At 39.0% G+C, this 17365-nt stretch carries 17 protein-coding genes; 11 read left to right on the top strand and 6 right to left on the bottom strand.

The genetic code is table 11. The features are described from left to right. Positions 1-22: 22 nt before the first annotated feature. A complete protein-coding gene (gene upp, locus WAE64_RS03085) occupies positions 23-667 on the bottom strand; it encodes a uracil phosphoribosyltransferase (RefSeq protein ID WP_340234463.1) in 645 nt (214 codons plus the stop codon). A gap of 18 nt (positions 668-685) precedes the next feature. Further along, positions 686-1660 (bottom strand): 6-phosphofructokinase, encoded by a 975-nt coding sequence (pfkA, locus tag WAE64_RS03080; RefSeq protein ID WP_340234461.1) that lies wholly within the window; start codon positions 1658-1660, stop codon positions 686-688. A gap of 542 nt (positions 1661-2202) precedes the next feature. Between pfkA and WAE64_RS03075 the strand changes: the two genes are divergently transcribed. The 3 genes from WAE64_RS03075 (at position 2203) to WAE64_RS03065 (ending at position 6499) form a co-directional block, all read left to right on the top strand. Further along, the gene (locus tag WAE64_RS03075; protein ID WP_340234456.1) at positions 2203-4884 is read left to right on the top strand and encodes a hypothetical protein; all 2682 of its coding nucleotides are present in this window, start codon (positions 2203-2205) and stop codon (positions 4882-4884) included. Between the two features lie 458 nt (positions 4885-5342). Beyond that, positions 5343-5894 carry an acyl-CoA thioesterase gene (locus WAE64_RS03070; protein WP_340234452.1) on the top strand — a complete coding sequence of 184 codons (552 nt, stop codon included), beginning with the start codon at positions 5343-5345 and terminating at the stop codon, positions 5892-5894. 11 nt (positions 5895-5905) lie between these two features. Continuing rightward, entirely contained in the window at positions 5906-6499 is a 594-nt protein-coding gene (locus tag WAE64_RS03065) for a phosphatase PAP2 family protein (RefSeq protein ID WP_340234450.1), read from the top strand. Here WAE64_RS03065 and WAE64_RS03060 read toward each other — a convergent pair. After that, a complete protein-coding gene (locus tag WAE64_RS03060; protein ID WP_340234448.1) occupies positions 6496-7338 on the bottom strand; it encodes an AraC family transcriptional regulator in 843 nt (280 codons plus the stop codon). The two genes, WAE64_RS03065 and WAE64_RS03060, sit on opposite strands and share 4 nt — an antisense overlap. Positions 7339-7429: 91 nt before the next feature. On the opposite strand from WAE64_RS03060, the gene WAE64_RS03055 reads away from it, so the two are divergent. Next, entirely contained in the window at positions 7430-8371 is a 942-nt protein-coding gene (locus WAE64_RS03055) for an NADP-dependent oxidoreductase (RefSeq protein WP_340234446.1), read from the top strand. 85 nt (positions 8372-8456) lie between these two features. After that, positions 8457-8855, top strand: coding sequence for a DoxX family protein (locus WAE64_RS03050; protein WP_340234444.1), 399 nt, complete (start codon positions 8457-8459; stop codon positions 8853-8855). A gap of 104 nt (positions 8856-8959) precedes the next feature. Here the strand turns inward: WAE64_RS03050 and WAE64_RS03045 are convergent, their stop codons facing one another. After that, positions 8960-9505 (bottom strand): fasciclin domain-containing protein, encoded by a 546-nt coding sequence (locus WAE64_RS03045; RefSeq protein ID WP_340234442.1) that lies wholly within the window; start codon positions 9503-9505, stop codon positions 8960-8962. 257 nt (positions 9506-9762) lie between these two features. Here WAE64_RS03045 and WAE64_RS03040 point away from each other — a divergent pair, with 257 nt between their 5' ends. Then, entirely contained in the window at positions 9763-10704 is a 942-nt protein-coding gene (locus tag WAE64_RS03040; protein ID WP_340234440.1) for a helix-turn-helix transcriptional regulator, read from the top strand. A gap of 74 nt (positions 10705-10778) precedes the next feature. Continuing rightward, a complete protein-coding gene (locus WAE64_RS03035; RefSeq protein ID WP_340234438.1) occupies positions 10779-11318 on the top strand; it encodes a DinB family protein in 540 nt (179 codons plus the stop codon). 236 nt (positions 11319-11554) lie between these two features. On the opposite strand, the gene WAE64_RS03030 is transcribed toward WAE64_RS03035, so the two are convergent. Together WAE64_RS03030 and WAE64_RS03025 are read right to left on the bottom strand one after the other, a co-directional pair. Then, a complete protein-coding gene (locus WAE64_RS03030) occupies positions 11555-12961 on the bottom strand; it encodes a Gfo/Idh/MocA family protein (protein WP_340234436.1) in 1407 nt (468 codons plus the stop codon). Next, positions 12948-13160 (bottom strand): TolB-like translocation protein, encoded by a 213-nt coding sequence (locus WAE64_RS03025; RefSeq protein WP_340234433.1) that lies wholly within the window; start codon positions 13158-13160, stop codon positions 12948-12950. The genes WAE64_RS03030 and WAE64_RS03025 overlap by 14 nt, the downstream gene beginning before the upstream one ends. A 414-nt stretch (positions 13161-13574) precedes the next feature. Here WAE64_RS03025 and WAE64_RS03020 point away from each other — a divergent pair, with 414 nt between their 5' ends. The 4 genes from WAE64_RS03020 (at position 13575) to WAE64_RS03005 (ending at position 17330) form a co-directional block, all read left to right on the top strand. Further along, positions 13575-14303 carry an NUDIX hydrolase gene (locus WAE64_RS03020; RefSeq protein ID WP_340234431.1) on the top strand — a complete coding sequence of 243 codons (729 nt, stop codon included), beginning with the start codon at positions 13575-13577 and terminating at the stop codon, positions 14301-14303. A gap of 130 nt (positions 14304-14433) precedes the next feature. Continuing rightward, a complete protein-coding gene (locus WAE64_RS03015) occupies positions 14434-15267 on the top strand; it encodes a ThuA domain-containing protein (protein WP_340234429.1) in 834 nt (277 codons plus the stop codon). Between the two features lie 186 nt (positions 15268-15453). Then, positions 15454-15855, top strand: a complete 402-nt coding sequence (locus WAE64_RS03010; protein WP_340234427.1) for a VOC family protein — start codon at positions 15454-15456, stop codon at positions 15853-15855. Between the two features lie 218 nt (positions 15856-16073). After that, positions 16074-17330, top strand: coding sequence for an asparagine synthetase B (locus WAE64_RS03005; protein WP_340234425.1), 1257 nt, complete (start codon positions 16074-16076; stop codon positions 17328-17330). Positions 17331-17365 lie beyond the last annotated feature (35 nt).

Below are 17365 nucleotides of genomic sequence, written 5' to 3'. Positions count from 1 at the left end.
AATATCTCTCCACAACAAATTCTTATACTTTTCCGCCATAGGCTAGGTCGCCTGCATCGCCTAAGCCTGGTACGATATACGATTTACTGTTCATGTCTTCGTCAATATCGCCTATCCATAAACGGCATTGAGGCAAGCGTGCTTTAATGAAACGCACACCTCTACGGCTGGCAATAGTAGATACTATATGAGTTTTGGCCGGAATCCCATAGCGAAGCATGGCATGATAAGCTTTTTCGATAGATTTTCCGGTAGCTAACATCGGGTCACTGATAATCAAGACTTTATCCTGAATATCAGGGCTCGTGATGTAGTCCATCTCTATTTCAAAAGATTCTTTATCATCATGCTTGCCACGGTAGGCGCCAATGAAAGCATTTTCGGCTTTATCGAAAAAATTCAATAAGCCTTGATGTAGCGGTAAGCCTGCCCGAAGAATAGTAACCAGAACCACTTGTTGCGAAATCTGCTGCGTAAGTTTCGCTCCTAACTGTGTTGGCACATCACAATTCTGATATGTCAAGGTTTTAGAGATTTCATAAGCAAAGATTTCACCCAGACGCTCCATATTCTTTCTGAATCGCATAGCGTCTTTCTGTGTTTCTTGGTTACGTAGCTCTGCCAAAAAATGATTGGCAATAGAGTAAGATTCGGTCAGGACAAACATATTATTCGTTTGGTACGATTACAGGCTTAAAATATGCACCATTCTCAGCAAATCATCATGGATTGGCTTCGGTTTTTTAATGGTATCAATAAATGGTGTATATACCATTTCATTATTTACTATTCCAGCCATCACGTTTTTGTTCCCTTTTATCAGGCCTTCTACTGCCCCTAGTCCCAAACGGCTTGCCAGAATACGGTCATAAGCTGTTGGAGAACCCCCTCTTTGAATATGGCCCAGGGTTGTTACACGAATATCTAGTTTATCGGCAACCTGCGTTTTAATTTTTTCGGCAATATCAGTAGCATGACCTTCTTCGTCGCCTTCGGCTACTACTACAATCGAAGAAGACTTTGAGCGAGTCCAGCCATCTTTCAATGTGCTTACTACTTTTTTCAGCGGTGTATGTGTTTCCGGTACCATTACAATTTCGGCACCACCGCCAATACCCGACTGAATGGCGATATAGCCAGAATCACGGCCCATTACTTCAATAAAGAATACACGGTCGTGTGAGTCGGCAGTATCACGTATTTTATCAATGGCTTCAAGCGCTGTATTTACGGCTGTATCAAACCCAATAGTATAGTCGGTTCCGTAAAGGTCGTTATCAATAGTACCAGGGCAACCTACTGTCGGGAGTTCATATTCGTTATAAAAAACCTCTGCACCTGTAAATGTTCCGTTCCCTCCAATAGCCACAAGGCCTTCAATACCTGCGTTCATCAGATTCTCGTAGGCTTTCTTTCTTCCTTCCGGAGTCATAAATTCTTTGCTACGGGCCGATTTCAGCATGGTTCCACCTCTTTGTACAATATTGCTTACAGACTGCGATGTCATCGGAAAAATATCTCCTGCAATCATTCCACTATATCCTCTCCTGATACCAAATACCTCTAATCCATGATATATAGCTCCCCGCACTACCGCTCTAATACAAGCATTCATGCCCGGGGCATCACCACCAGAGGTAAAAACTGCAATTCGTTTCATCTTAATATAGGTACTTTATTTTGGCTTAGAATTAAAATAAAAATAATTTAATCAAGGGTTGTATTGTTCTACCGCAAAAGTAATTAGTTTTATTTACTTCTCCCAAATTTTAATTGTTATTAGTATATAATGATTATTCTGCTAAAAGTAATTTTATCAAAACATTATTCTTTTCTATAACTATTTCGAGAAATATTTGAACAATATCTCCTTTAAAAGCTTAAGTAAAGCACATAAATAGCAAAAAAAATATTTTAAAGATTAATTTATTTCCTTACTTTTCACGCACGCCTTTAACCCCTGACACATTAAAAATGCAAGTATCTCATTATCAACTATTTACAATCAAAGTTTTCATAACTGATTTTTTGGCATACTATTTGAAACTAAAAAGTTGTTGGCGACACGAACCAACCCCTCTTACTAAAATAAAGTTAGCCATAATTAACGTTTACACAATGTCAGGATTTAATTTACACGCAAAGAGACACCGTTCTTTTCTCGGGACGCTCATGTTTCTACTTTTAAGTGCTTTCACTTTAATGGCTCAGGCCCCAGGCTCTGAAAACGTTGGCATTGGAACAACGAACCCTAATAAGTCGGCACTCTTAGACCTTTCTTCAACTACCAAAGGTTTACTAATTCCTCGTATGACCTTAGCCCAACGAGGCAACATTGTGAGCCCTGCAACCGGGTTAATGATTTATCAAACCGATTTTTTGGCAGGTTTTTATTACTTTGATGGCTCAGAATGGAAAAGTTTATCAGCAAACAACATCGGCAAATCTCTGCGAACAGATGCCGCTGCAAACGATGCCAGCTGGGGTACTAATGGTAATGCAGGCACAAATTCAGACTTTCATTTCTTAGGCACTACCGACACTACGTCTTTAGCTTTCAGAGTAAATAATTTCCGCTCGGGCTTTCTCGACTATCGTTTTGGTAATACGTATTTTGGTTATAGGGCAGGTTACCGAAGCCAGGGCTTCAACTCGGTGGCTATCGGGGCATATGCTTTGCATGAAGTTAGCTCAGGCCTAAACAACGTAGCCGTAGGTTATCAGGCTTTACCTAATAACCAGACCGGTAGCGACAACATAGCAATAGGTACAAGTTCATTATTTTATAACAACCTTGGGTCACAAAACATAGCCATAGGTACACAAGCAGGGCAGAAATCGACAGGCGATGGAAATATTTTTTTAGGAAATAACTCTGGTGCCAACGAAACAGGTAATAATAAACTTTATATTGAGAATGGATCCTCAAACGACCCTCTGATATATGGAGACCTGGCACGAGGCTACTTGGGTATCAATACCCGCCAAGCCGGAAGCGCACTTACTATTGATAGTAAAGTTGAAAACCTGAGTGGGATACAATTTAAGCGCCTTACAAGTAATTCGCCAGCCGGACGACCAAACCAGAAGGTACTATCGGTTGATGAAGAAGGAAGAGTAATATTGGTTCGTGATTCGATAGGATTTGGCAATGTAATTACTACAATGCCATCAGCAAATTACTGGGCAGCTAAAGGTAACGCCATTGAAAATACAAACGCCGGAGACGTAGTTGTAGGTAATATCCGCTTCAAAAACCTGCGTTCTACTTCGCCTGCGAATAGATCAAATATGAAGGTATTATCGGTTGACGAAAACGGCTTACTGGTTTTAGTTAAAGACTCGGTAGGTACGGGCGGCGGAAACCAGGTAACAGAAATCAATGGTTTCTGGGAGAGTAACAACGGTGTTTTATCAAATCTTTATGAAAACGAAACGGTTGAACTCAAAGGAAACGTTCGCCTTAAAAACCTTACTGCCTATTCACCAGCTTTTACACCTTACGGAAAAGTTTTAACAGTTACTGACGACGGTCGCCTGATTCTGGTAAGAGACTCGGTAGGCACGGGCGGTAGCGGCGGCCCTTCTTATTGGAATGTAAACGGTAATACTATTTCAAATAATAACTCGGGTATTGTACAAATCAATACAGGTATCAGACTACCACAGCTTACCAGCGCAACTCCGGCAAGCACTACAAGCCAGAAGTTCTTATCGGTTGATGACCAAGGAAACATCATTCTAGCCAATAGCAATGCCACAAGTGGTGGCGGTAGTAGTGATATAAACTGGACACTTAGTGGTAATAATGTAAGTAATAATAACACTGGGCTTGTAAGTATCAACAACAGCCTTAATGTTAAAAATGGTATTAAAATAGAAACAGGCAGGCTTACACTCTCAGAACTGACATCAAATTCATCTGCATCGAGGTCAAATGGGAAGGTGCTTTCGGTTGATAATGCCGGAAACCTGATATTGGTACGTGACTCGGTAGCGGCAGTGAATAATCCGGGCGGAATACCGGTGATACCATCAACCGAACCATCTCAATGGGCTGTGAATGATAATAATATCTCTAACAAAAACACCGGGAATGTTTATATATCAAATGGCTTGGTCTTATCAAAATTAAGCAGCGAAGCCCCTACTTCTATTACCTCTACGAAAGTTCTTTCGGTTGATGTAAACGGACACGTAATACTAGTAAATGCCCCTACCAGCACAACAGGAGGTGGTGGTATCGGAAATTCTCTTTGGAAAAACAACGACAATGGTATTGGCATTGTAAATAATAATTCAGGCGGTATTTTTATCAACAGCGACGAAAACAACAAAAGCGGCTTAAGATTTAACCGATTAAATTCGGGTTCTCCGGCAGGAAATGCCTACGGAAAAGTATTATCTGTTGATGATAGCGGTAACGTAATTCTGGTAAATGATGGCGGTGGTAGCAGCGGTGGAGGTTCTTCAAACTGGAATCTGGTAGATGGCCGTCTGCAAAATGCGAACAATGGCAAAGTAGTGATTGGCACTGGTATTAACTCTTTTCCTGACGCATTCAATTTATTTGTGAAAGGGGGTATTTTAACCGAAAGACTAAGAGTTGCCTTAGCTAACTCAGACCGTTGGGCTGACTACGTATTCCAGCCAGACTACAAACTGATGCCTCTAAACGATGTTGAGAAATTTATTAAACACAACCAACACTTGCCTAATGTACCATCGGCCGAAGAAATGGCAAAAAATGGTATTGACATGGCCGAAACAAGTGCCAAGTTGATGGAAAAAATAGAAGAACTAACGCTCTATTTAATAGAGGCCGATAAAAAAATTAAGGAGTTGGAAAAGAAAGTAGCAGGTCTTGAAAAAACACAAAAATAGACAATTCTTTTTTGAGTGAAGAAGCCGACAGTGTTTTCCTAATTTTAGAATCCTTTTTCTTTAGCAACAAGTATTTATCGGATAGATGTGAGTTTTATCTATCCGATAAATTCAAAAAAGTACATTTTTTGCCCGTTTTTTTTTAAGACAAATTTCAAGGATGAAGCACAGGATAGTCCCGAATAAAAACTGGCACGCTAATTGCAATAATTTAATTATTAAAATAATGCAATATCAATAGTTTCATAATATTGATTTTTATGGGTTAGGGTTTATTGTTAAACGCCATGGTACTTGATTATCATGGCGTTTTTACATGTATAATTTTCCTATATTTGAGCCGAGGATTGAGTGAGTAAGCGATTAAGCAAATGAGTGATTATTTCTAATTATTATAGCACAATCTCCAATTAAGCCTTCATATAATCGTGTAATAACCCGTAGTTAAAATAAAACTTATGCCAAAATCTAAATCTGTTTCTTATTCACGTACAACCATTACCGAACTGATGATTCCGTCTTATGCCAATTTCGGAGGGAAAATTCACGGTGGTATCTTACTCTCCCTAATGGATAAAGTCGCTTACGCTTGTGCCTCTAAACACGCCGGAACCTATGTGGTAACGGTTTCGGTTGATGGGGTGAACTTTCTTCAACCTATTGAAGTAGGCGAGTTGTTATCGCTACATGCCTCTGTTAATCATGTAGGGCGTAGCTCAATGGTGATAGGCATAAGAGTAGTATCTGAAAACGTGAAAACAGGTGAGCAAAAACATACCAATACTTCATATTTTACGATGGTAGCTAAAGATGAAACCACAGGTAAGCCTACTGAAGTACCCGAATTAGAACTTGAATCTAAAGACGATATTCGTCGTTGCCTGGAGGCTGTTAGACGCAAACAATTGAAAGAAAATTATAAAGACGATTTTGACAATAAAATTTCAGAACTTCAATTAGAAGAGAATCTACATTTGTTAGAAAAAGAACGAATCGTAATCAACCTATAACCCTACGCTTTATGAAAGTAAGTTTTAGCCTGATATTTACCTATTTGCTGTCGTTTAATCTATTTTCTCAGAATATTGACATTAATGTTCTGAAAAACATTCACACAAACCGCAATCAGAACCTCGACCATACCTTCGAAACATTCAGCAAAGCCACCTACCCTATTAGTGCGGCGGTTCCTATTGGTTTGCTAGGGATAGGTTTAATAAAAAAAGATAAAAACCTGCAAAGGCAAGGTTTAACAGCAGGCGCATCGCTGGTAGTATCGTTGGGTGCTACTTACGTACTAAAAAAAATAGTTGACCGCCCCCGCCCTGCCGACACTTATAGTTTTATAAATCCTTATATTACTGAAACCGACCCTTCGTTTCCGTCGGGGCATACTACTGCTGCTTTTTCGGCGGCCACTTCACTTAGCCTCGCTGCCCGAAAATGGTATGTAGTTGTGCCTGCTTATGTATGGGCCGGAACAGTAGCTTATTCACGTTTACATTTAGGAGTGCATTACCCAAGCGATGTGCTGGCAGGAGCCCTAATAGGCGCAGGCACGGCATGGGCAAGCTATAAAGTAAATAACTGGTTGCAGAAAAAAAGAAGCCATTAATTGACTACTGCCGCTATTTTCTGTTTTCTGAATGCTGATGGGCTGATGCCTTTATACTTCTTAAAAATGCGGTTCAGATGGCTTTCGTCGGTAAAATTGAGTTCGAAGGCAATTTCGTTCATACGCATATCGCTATATTGCAGGCGAGTTTCTACCAGTTTTAGCTTGTAATTTGTAATATACTGCTGCATGCTTTCGCCTGTTAGTTTCTTAAAATACTCACTTACATAGGTAGGCGAAATATTAAACTGGGCAGCCATTTCTTCGGCTTTTAGTAGCTCAGGCGAATAAATATTTCTGTGTATATAGCTCAGCATACTCAGGTCTTTGGTCTCGGTGTTTTTCAGTACCTCGGGTGTTGTAAGAGCTATGTTTCTTGCCACAACCGTAAGCAAAGTATTTACTATCTGCTGAGTAAGTTCTTTCTGGTATGGGTATTGATTTATATACTCTCGTATCAGAGCTTCTATCAGTGACTTTACCAGAGGCTTATCGGCTTTGTTTTTCAGGATACAACCCGGCAAACGATTATGGTTTTGGTAAATAAACTCCAACCTTTTTATCCACTCCTTGTTCTGTTCTTTAATGTACACATCATTGAAACGAATAAAGAAGAACTTAGTGGCTTTCTCGACTTTAAACGAATGGCAGTCTTGCGGCATCAACAAAAACAATTTTTCGGGGGCATATACCCAGTTATTCTTATTAATACACTGCATACCAGTGCCCTCAACTATATATACTAGTTCAAAAAAATTGTGCTTGTGCGCCACAATAGGGCACTCACTCGTTTCGAGGTATTCAATCTCAAAAGGTTCGTATAAATTTTTTATATGCATACCTGCAAATATACAAGACAAACCAATGATTGTACAAGTATTTTATTAATCGCTCATCTTAATTTTGCAGTATCAAAAACAAATCAATTCAATGAAAGCAGTCGTATTAAAAGCATTTGGTGGTGTCGAAAATTTCTCGGTTGAAGAAATCTCAGTACCCACAATTCAAGATAATGAAGTATTAGTAGCCATAAAAGCGGTAAGTATTAATCCGGTTGATGTAAAAACCCGCTCAGGTAAGGCTATGGCCGGTCGCTTAAAAGAAGATAGCCCTGTTATACTTGGCTGGGATATTTCGGGTGTTGTAAGCGAAGTAGGCAATGATGTAAAAGACTTCAAAATCGGTGATGAAGTATTTGGCATGGTCAATTTTCCGGGGCATGGCAAGGCTTATGCCGAATATGTGGCTGCTCCTGCGGCGCATTTAGCCTTAAAACCTGCTAATATTTCGCATGAAGAAGCCGCTGCTGCCACTCTTGCAGCCTTAACAGCTTGGCAGGCACTTAATACGCATAGCAAAATAAATACAGGAGATAGAGTATTGATACACGCCGCTGCCGGAGGTGTAGGCCATTTTGCGGTACAGATAGCCAAGCATTTGGGTGCTTATGTAATTGGTACGGCCTCAGCCGCTAATAAAGACTTTGTGCTGAGCCTTGGTGCCGACGAGCATTTTGACTATAAGGCACAGCCATTTGAAGAAGCCATAAATAATATTGATTTTGTGCTTGATACCGTCGGTGGCGATAACATTGAGCGTTCTTTTGAAGTAGTAAAAAGAGGCGGTACAGTTATTACAATTCCATCTAATACATCGGAAGGAATTGTTGAAAAAGCGAAAGCCAAAGGGATAAATGGTTTCTTTTTCTTGGTACAGTCAAACGGTGAAGATATGAAACAGATTGCTGATTTAATCGAAAAAGGCATTATTAAGCCGTATGTATCGGCCGTGTATTCTTTTGATGAAGTAGGCAAAGCGCATGAACAAATAGAAACAGGCTCAACCCGAGGAAAAGTTATTATTAAACCTTGATAATGTTTGTTATTCATAATGGCACATGGTAGATTTGTCTGATTGTGCCATTGTTATTCAAATCTCTAATCTATCTACTATAATCATGATTAACCACTCTCTTACTTTTTTATTGCTTCGCCTGGCAATAGGCATGAGTATGTTTGGGCATGGACTTGTGCGTATTGTGAAACTCCCTAAATTCAGTGCCTGGATGACCGAAAAGTTTGTTAACTCTATGTTACCCCAAGCAATGGTAATATCATTTAGTTATGCCTTGCCTATAATAGAGTTTGTAATTGGGGTGTTGCTTTTGGTAGGATTATTTACGAGACTTTCGTTGCTTGTAGGTGGCCTCACAATGGTAGCACTGATTTTTGGCTCAAGCATGATAGAAGATTGGGGTGCTTTGCCCTCGCAGTTAATACACACGTTCTTTTTTGCGGTGCTTCTTTCTGCGCTGAACTTTAACAGCTATGCGGTAGATAATTTATTAAAGAAATAATTGTCTGAACTATGATCTACCTGATTTTTGTGATTTTACCTTTACTAGACTAAATCCTTTCCCTAAATCACATTAATCAGGTAAATCAAAGTTCAAAACAATTTTTACTTAGGCATTAATACAGTATCAATTACATGTATTACACCATTGCTTTGGTTTACGTCAGAAATCGTTACTTTTGCCATTCCACCTTTTTCGTCAGTAAGCCACACATTTTTGCCTTTCATCCAGGCCGTTAAAGTTCCGCCCTCTACTGTTTTGAGCATAGCCTTTCCGTTACCTTCTTTAATTTTTGCCATCAAGTCAGAAGCATTCCACTTACCCGACACTACATGGTAGGTAAGAATTTTGGTTAATGTGCTTTTGTTTTCAGGTTTTACCAATGTTTCTACTGTGCCCGCTGGTAATTTATCAAATGCCTTATTGGTAGGAGCAAATACTGTAAACGGACCTGCGCTTTGTAGCGTTTCTACTAATCCGGCTGCTTTTACTGCTGCTACTAATGTTGTGTGGTCTTTTGAATTTACTGCGTTTTCAACGATGTTTTTTGATGGATACATTGGTGCGCCACCTACCGTTACGGTTTTCTCTTGGGCAAATGAGGCAACAGAAATGAAGGCAGCCAAAAAGCCGCATACTAGAGTTTTCATGGTTACTTTTGTTTTTTAGATTGATTTATTTATTGTAATTTGTAAACTATAACTCAACTAACGAGATTATTCAACACTTGGATTGGGAAGGCACTTTATTTTCTTTTAATTTTTTTTTAAGCCTCTGCAAATCAACATTTTAGCGTTCAATAATTTTCGCAAATCACTTTTTTGTTCACTAAATCGAAGAAAAAGAAAAAATTACACCAACTTTTGCAAATTTTTCGGTTTTTTGCAGAACATTTTCGTGCATAATTATGAATCGCTTCGATAGAATCACTGCCATCTTAATTCAGCTACAATCAAAAAAAATAGTAAAAGCACAAGATATAGCCGACCGATTTAATATTAGCCTGCGGACGGTCTACCGTGATGTGCGCTCACTTGAAGAAGCAGGTGTGCCTATTATTGGTGAAGCTGGCGTAGGGTATTCTATTATGGACGGCTACCGATTGCCGCCAGTAATGTTTACGCGCGAAGAGGCTCGTACTTTTATAACGGCCGAAAAACTGATGGAGACCTTTACTGACCTTTCGACTAAAGCCAGCTACAAATCGGCGATGTATAAAGTAAAGGCTGTACTGAAAAGTGCCGAAAAAGATATGCTCGATAGCATTGAAGAAAACATTGAAGTGCGCCAACGAACTATTCCGTTCAATACTTCTATCAGCAATACGCTAGAAATTATTCTGAATAGTATTTCTGAAAAAAAGATAGCCAAAATGGAATATGCCAGTTTCAATTCGAGCGAGCCTGTTCAGCGTAAAATTGAGCCTGTGGGCATTTATCATGAGTTTAATTACTGGTACACTATTGCTTTTTGCCACCTCCGAAACGACTACCGCCATTTCAGAACCGACCGTATTTCAAAGATTGCCTTAACTGACGAATCTTTCAAAAAAGAACACTTCTCGCTGAAAGAATATCTGGAACAAATGCCCGAAAACGACAACCTTGAAACAGTAGTGATACATGTAAACAAACCTGCTTTGCGCTTTTTGCTTGAGCAAAAATATTTTAATGGTTTTGTTTCTGAAACCGACAAGGGCGATATGATGGAGATGACTTTCCTGACAGCTTCGCTTGATGTTTTTGCCCGTTGGTATATCACTTTTGCCGACCAGGCCGAAATTATAACCCCAAAAAGCCTGAAAGAAAGGCTAAAAACGATACTTGCCAATATTTCTGCAAAATTTTAAAAATTTCTTTTTTCCTACTGACATACTGCTGTCACTAGCCTGTATTTACTTTGTAGCACTAAACGGAAAAAGCGATGCTACAAGAAATAACAGCAACAACTGATAAAAATTTACATACGCTTATAAAAGACTATGCAATTTATAATCAGGTAGCTAATAAAAGAATTGTAAATTGGTTGAAAACCAAACCTACCGAATTGCTTGACGTAGCCGTTCCCTCTAGTTTCAATAGTCTCAAACAAACCTTAGTACATATCTGGCAAGTAGAACTTTCGTGGTTTGCTTGTTTGCATAATACTTCGTCTGCATTACCCGATGAAGAACTTTTCAACGCATCATCAGAATATATTTTTGAGGGATTAATGGAACAATCAGAAAAGTTTGCTGACTATATTTTATCGCTCGAAGAAACCGAATTAAAAGAAACCACACACGTATATATTCCAAATGTTTTAGACTGTGACATTCCACGATTTGAACTCATACAACTTTGTTTTGACCACAGTACCTACCACAGGGTACAAATTACAAACATAGCCAGGCATATTGGGCTTAATGATCCACCGATTAGTAATTACATGTACTATCTCTCACGAGAGGGGGCTTTGGCTTAAAGATTTTTAGGGTGTCTTAAGGGGAACAAACGCTACCAATCCACAACTTTTATTTTTCCGCAACTTTACTGAATATCAAGTAAACTCCCTCTATATATAGCACGTGTATAGAGGGGTTTATTTTTTATACTTTTGGAAGGAATTGTACTATTTGAATTTCAAAGAAAGAGACAAGGACTCGGCGTCTCCGCAATGCCTTGTCTCTACTAAATATCAGAAACCTATGGTACAAAATATTAAGCTTTCAACTTCATATTTACCGGATCCCAGTTGATTATTTTCTTTGTTAATAAACTTTCGTTACAAGCTAAAGCCGGAGCAGCAGCTCTGAAACCAAACACAGCATCTTCAACTACAACTTTACCTGTTCTTATTGAATCAAAGAAATTAGTGAAATGGTCTACGTGCTCGTTATAACCTGCCGGTGGATTGTAGACAATATCTTCTTTTACTTTTTTCTTTCTTTGTTCAGGAGTCCATTTAGCATCATAGTCTTTCTGCATTTCCTCACGCATAGCTTTCGAGAAAGTGAAAAGTGAGTCGTATCCGCCAAAGCCCGGAGCTTCCGGCATAATGCTATGTTTTACAGTAATAGTATTACCCCTTACATCTATTATCCCTTCTGAACCTATCAGACGGGTTAGTTCCTGTCCGCCAGTACCACTGATAAAGTTTACCTGTAAAGTCAATTGGAAAGCAGGATGCTCTGGTGTATCAGGATATTGCATAACCCCCGACATCACATCAGGTAAATCACGGCCATCTTTCCAGTAGCTGAATTGTCCGGTACTCATAATTGCCTCTGGCCCCTTAGAATTAGTCATGAAGTGAGTACCACTCAACAAGTGAATAAACAAGTCTCCGGCAACACCGGTGCCCACTTCTTTAAAGGCTCTCCACCAGAAAAACTTCTTCGGATCGTAAGGTATTTTTTTACCGGTGATAGCAATAAATCTATCCCAGTCAAGTGTTTCAGGGCTGGCATCTTTCGGAATTGTGTACTCCCATGCACCGATAGAGCTTTGTCTGTCGTTTACAGAATTAACCATATTCAGCTTACCGATTTCTCCGGCAGCTAATAATTCTTTTGCTTTTGCTAAACCAATGCTACTTACACGCTGGCTACCTATCTGTACTACTTTACCTGATTTTTTAGCGGCTGCAACTACCGGAGCTCCCTCACTTATTTTATAAATCATGGGTTTTTCACAATACACGTGTTTGCCTTTTGCCAGGGCATCTAATGTCATCTTTGCATGCCAAACATCGGTAGTACAAATCAATACAGCATCAATATCACTTTTGTTTAGCAATTCTCTATAATCTCTTGTTACAAAAAGGTCGTTACCATACAATTCCTTAGCATTTTCAAGTCGGCCAGGGTATAAATCGCAGATACCTGCCAATTCAACTCCGGGTACTTTAAGGGCCGAATTCAAATCATAGTGTCCCTGAACACCAAAGCCAATTACACCAATTCTTACTTTGTCGTTGGCTGTAATTTTTCTGTCATAAGTTAAAATACGCTCTTCTGCTTTTTGTTGGGCAGCTAATGAAGCAAATGGCGACGAAGCAGCCACTAAACTCGTAGCTCCAATCTGCTGTAGAAACTTCCTTCTGGAAGATGCACTATCGTTTTTCATGTTTCGTATTAAGGTTGATTTTATTTAAAAAATAACTTACAAAGGCAATTTTTTTACTATCAGCACTCCACGATGGAACATTGATTGTTCCCTGCCCACCAAAAAACACAGGTGTAATGTCTTTGATAGCCTTGGTCTCAAGATTCATCAGGCGCAGTTTTACATTTTTACCAAACAAATGGTTCAGGTTTTGAACCATCTGCCAACATACACCATATTTGCATGTGGCTCTACGGTACGAGTTAAAATAAATCTATTTGCCATCTGGCAAATAATCGGGGTATCGTCAAGGTCTAGTGTTTATGTATGAATATAACTTGTGGCTTCTGCTTTTGCCCAACCGAGCTTCATGGCGATTGCAAACACGCAATAGCTGCAAAAACTATTTTAAAATAAGGCATTACAGCCCATAACTGAAAAGATTTTTTCATAAAAAAATATTCTGAAGGTAAAATTCAAGATTAAGTGGTAAGTATTGATATTTTTTTATTATCTACAAGATAGGCAATAAGATTTATTCATATTTTCTATTTAAATAATTATATTTTACCAATAACTGAATTATGAGTATAACTCTTATCTTTGTAGCTGTTTTTATGTCAATTTTAGTTTAATGCATAAATTTGGTATTGAAAATTATATAGCACACCTTTCAATTGACTGTGTAATTTTTGGTTATCAGAACAATGAATTAAAGGTTTTGATTGCTAAATTCAAATTTGGGCAAAATGTATGGGCATTGCCCGGTGGGCATATTCTGAAAACAGAAAGCGTCGATAAGGCTGCCAGCAGGATTCTGAAAGAAAGAACTGGCTTAGAAAATATATATCTGGAGCAGTTTCGGGTTTTTGGTGATGAAAACCGTATTCACACCCATAATTTCAAAGAGGTCATGAAAGAAGAGTTAAAGAAGTTTGATGCGCAGCGATTTACCCCCTCAGTAATAGAATGGCTCACAAGCCGCTTTGTGTGTATAGGTTATTATGCTTTGGTTGATATAAACAAAGTAAGCCCACAAAATGGCGAATTTGATGAGTACCTCGAATGGAGAAGTGTTAAGGATATTCCACCAATGACCTACGACCACGACGAGATTCTAACCCTTGCACTTACTGCCCTTCGCCAGAATCTTGATGAAAAACTAATTGGCTTCAATCTTCTACCAGAAACCTTTACGATGCGAGAAGTACAAGCATTATACGAGGCAGTTTATGACAAACCATTTGCCATGAACAACTTCCAGAAGAAAATTCTTGACCTGAACGTATTAGAGCGCCTTGAAAAGAAATTTACAGGCGCACAGAACAAGGCTCCATATCTTTATAGATTTAAAAGAAATTGATGCTCCTAACAAAAGCCATTAACATATGTTTTTCCAAGTAAATCCTTAACTCGTCTATTATATTCATAGTTGCCTATTTTCTAGTGCAACAAGCTATTATTTTCAACCTTTAACCTCTATTTTCAAAACCATGACCTATCTCAAGCGTATTAGTTTACTGATTGTTTTGCTCTTTTCTCTTGGCTTTTTTATGAGTGCTTCGGCACAAAACAAAAAGCCTAAATTTAAAGTAATTGCTTTTTATACTGCTAAAAACGACAAAGCACATATCAGCTATGTGCATGAAGCTAATAAGTGGTTTCCGAAAATAGCGAAGGAAAATAACTTCACCTACGACTCGACCAGTAACTGGGATAACATGAATACCGATTTTTTGAAACAATATCAGGTGGTACTCTTTTTAGACACTCGCCCCGAAGCACCGGCACAACGTGAGGCTTTCAGACAATACATAGAAAAGGGAGGTGCCTGGATGGGATTTCATTTTGCTGCTTTTGCGCTTAACAAATCAGCTTTTAATCAAGACTGGGACTGGTACCATAATGAGTTTCTGGGCTCAGGCGAATATGGCAGCAACACATGGCGACCAACATCGGCTATTTTAAGAGTAGAGGCTGCGAAGCACGCGGCTATGAAAAATCTTCCCGAAACGTTTAAATCATCGCCCAATGAATGGTATAGATGGAAAAACGATCTGAAAGCAAACCCCAATATAGAAATTCTGGTATCTATCGATTCTACGAGTTTCCCGTTGGGTACAGGGCCGAAACAGCATGAAATATGGCATAGTGGCTATTATCCGGTTGTGTGGACAAACAAAAAATACAAGATGATTTATGCCAATATGGGCCACAACGATATTGATTACGAAGGCAAAACCAATAAAGAACTCTCATTTACATTCGATAACCCAACCCAAAATCAGTTTCTGACTAATGCACTATTGTGGTTGGGTAAGAAATGAAGTCTTGAACTTTGATTTACCTGATTAAATGATTTACCTGACTTCATCGTGTCAACCAAGAATTAAAGCTATCTATCTGACAATTAAAGTACAAAGATCTGTCTCTAAACTTGTTAATCAGTGAAATCAGATTAATCAGGTAAATCAAAGTTCAAGAAATAAAAAATCACTCAATTCTAAAAACCCATGAAACAACAAATAGCACACATCTCTCTGGTAGTCGATGATTACGACGAAGCCATACAGTTTTATACCCAAAAGCTGAATTTTAAACTAATAGAAGATACTCAATTAAGCGATGTTAAGCGTTGGGTGATTGTAGCTCCACCGGGTAGTACGTCGGGTTGTAATTTGCTATTGGCAAAGGCATCTACCGAAGAGCAAAAAAGCAGAGTCGGCAATCAGACCGGCGGGCGAGTATTTTTATTCTTGTTTACCGATGATTTCTGGCGTGATTATAAAAACATGGTAGCTAACGACATAAAATTTGTAAGAGACCCATCGGAAGAAGAATACGGCACGGTTGCAGTATTTGAAGATTTATACGGCAATCTATGGGACTTTATTGAATCTAAGAAAAATGCATAATTTTTAGCTCAGTTTCTACTGTCCATGACTATTTTCTTATTTTAATCCAATACTACATATAATACTAATCGACTACAAATCGTAAGGCTTTAATTTCAGGAAAGTTAACTTACCTGAAATTAAAGCTAAAATATTGGTTATCAGGCCATAAAAATATCAAACCTAAAGATAAAACCTGACGATTGATTAGTATATTTGATTAAAAAACAGATTGAGTCATGGCAAAAAACTTATTCATTCTGCTCTTCTTGTTGAGTTCGTGGCAAGTTTTTGCCAACTCGATTCTGATACCAATGGACGATACCCAGAAAAATCATCTGAAAGCCTATGGTATTGCCTATAACACTCTTCAATCGAATACCGAACTTGACTGGCTTCTCAATTATCGTGGCGGTAGCTTTTTGTTTGAATACACCACAGCCTTAGAGCGCGAATGCCTTGTGCGAGGCGTATCTTTTGAGGTAATATCAACAGCAAATGTACAGGCAATGCTGAAAGAAATTGCCGACCCCGATATAAACATGGAAATAGTGCGGCTCTACAAAGCTGCAAAAATAGCCGTGTACTCCCCTATCAAAGTAAGTGTTTCAACATTTGAAGATACCGATGCAGTACTTTTGGTATTGAAATATGCCGAAATACCCTACGAAGTAATTTATGATGAAGAAATAATAAGAGGCGATTTGGCCAAATACGATTGGCTGCACCTGCACCACGAAGATTTTACGGGGCAATATGGCCGTAATATGCGCCGAATGTCAGGCTCGGATATGAAAGCACAGGAAGACATAGCTCGCCGATTACAATATTCTAAAGTTTCGGCTCTTAAGCTCGATGTTGCCAAAATGATTAAGCTCTTCTGCATGGGTGGTGGCTATTTATTTGCCATGTGTTCAGGCGCTGAAACACTCGATATTGCCCTATCGGCCGAGGGAACAGATATTGTAAGCAGCCGCTTTGATGGCGACGATATTGACGTAAATGCACAAGCAAAGCTTGATTTTGGAAAAACACTGGCTTTTGAAAACTTTCACTTATACCTAAGTGATGGCGAAGGCTACGGCTCAATGTCTTTTTCAGATATAAACGTTTGGTCGGGTAGATTTGACGACGAACAAACTTCTTATTTTAATTTATTCGATTTTTCGGCTAAATGGGATGTAATACCGGCTATGCTGGGGCAAAACCATGAGCACCTCATCAGGGAGTTTATGGGGCAAACTTCTGCTTTCAACAAAAAGACAGTTAAATCGAGCGCACTTGTAATGGGCGAAGGAAAAGATTCTCACCGCTATATATACGGCGAAATGGGCTTAGGTCAATGGGTGTTTTATGGCGGTCACGACCCCGAAGGCCGTCGAGGGTTTCACCGCACCCCTACCGACCTCAACTTATTTCCGCATTCGCCGGGATATAGGCTTATTCTCAATAATGTACTATTTCCATCGGCCAAGAAAAAGAAACGAAAAACTTGATTTCTCAGCCTTTAGCTTTCATTTAATAAATAATT

Source organism: Emticicia soli (assembly GCF_037860775.1).
Classification (GTDB): domain Bacteria; phylum Bacteroidota; class Bacteroidia; order Cytophagales; family Spirosomataceae; genus Emticicia; species Emticicia soli.
Note: the sequence above shows the minus strand (reverse complement) of the source record. Positions and strands in the feature narration are given on the sequence as shown.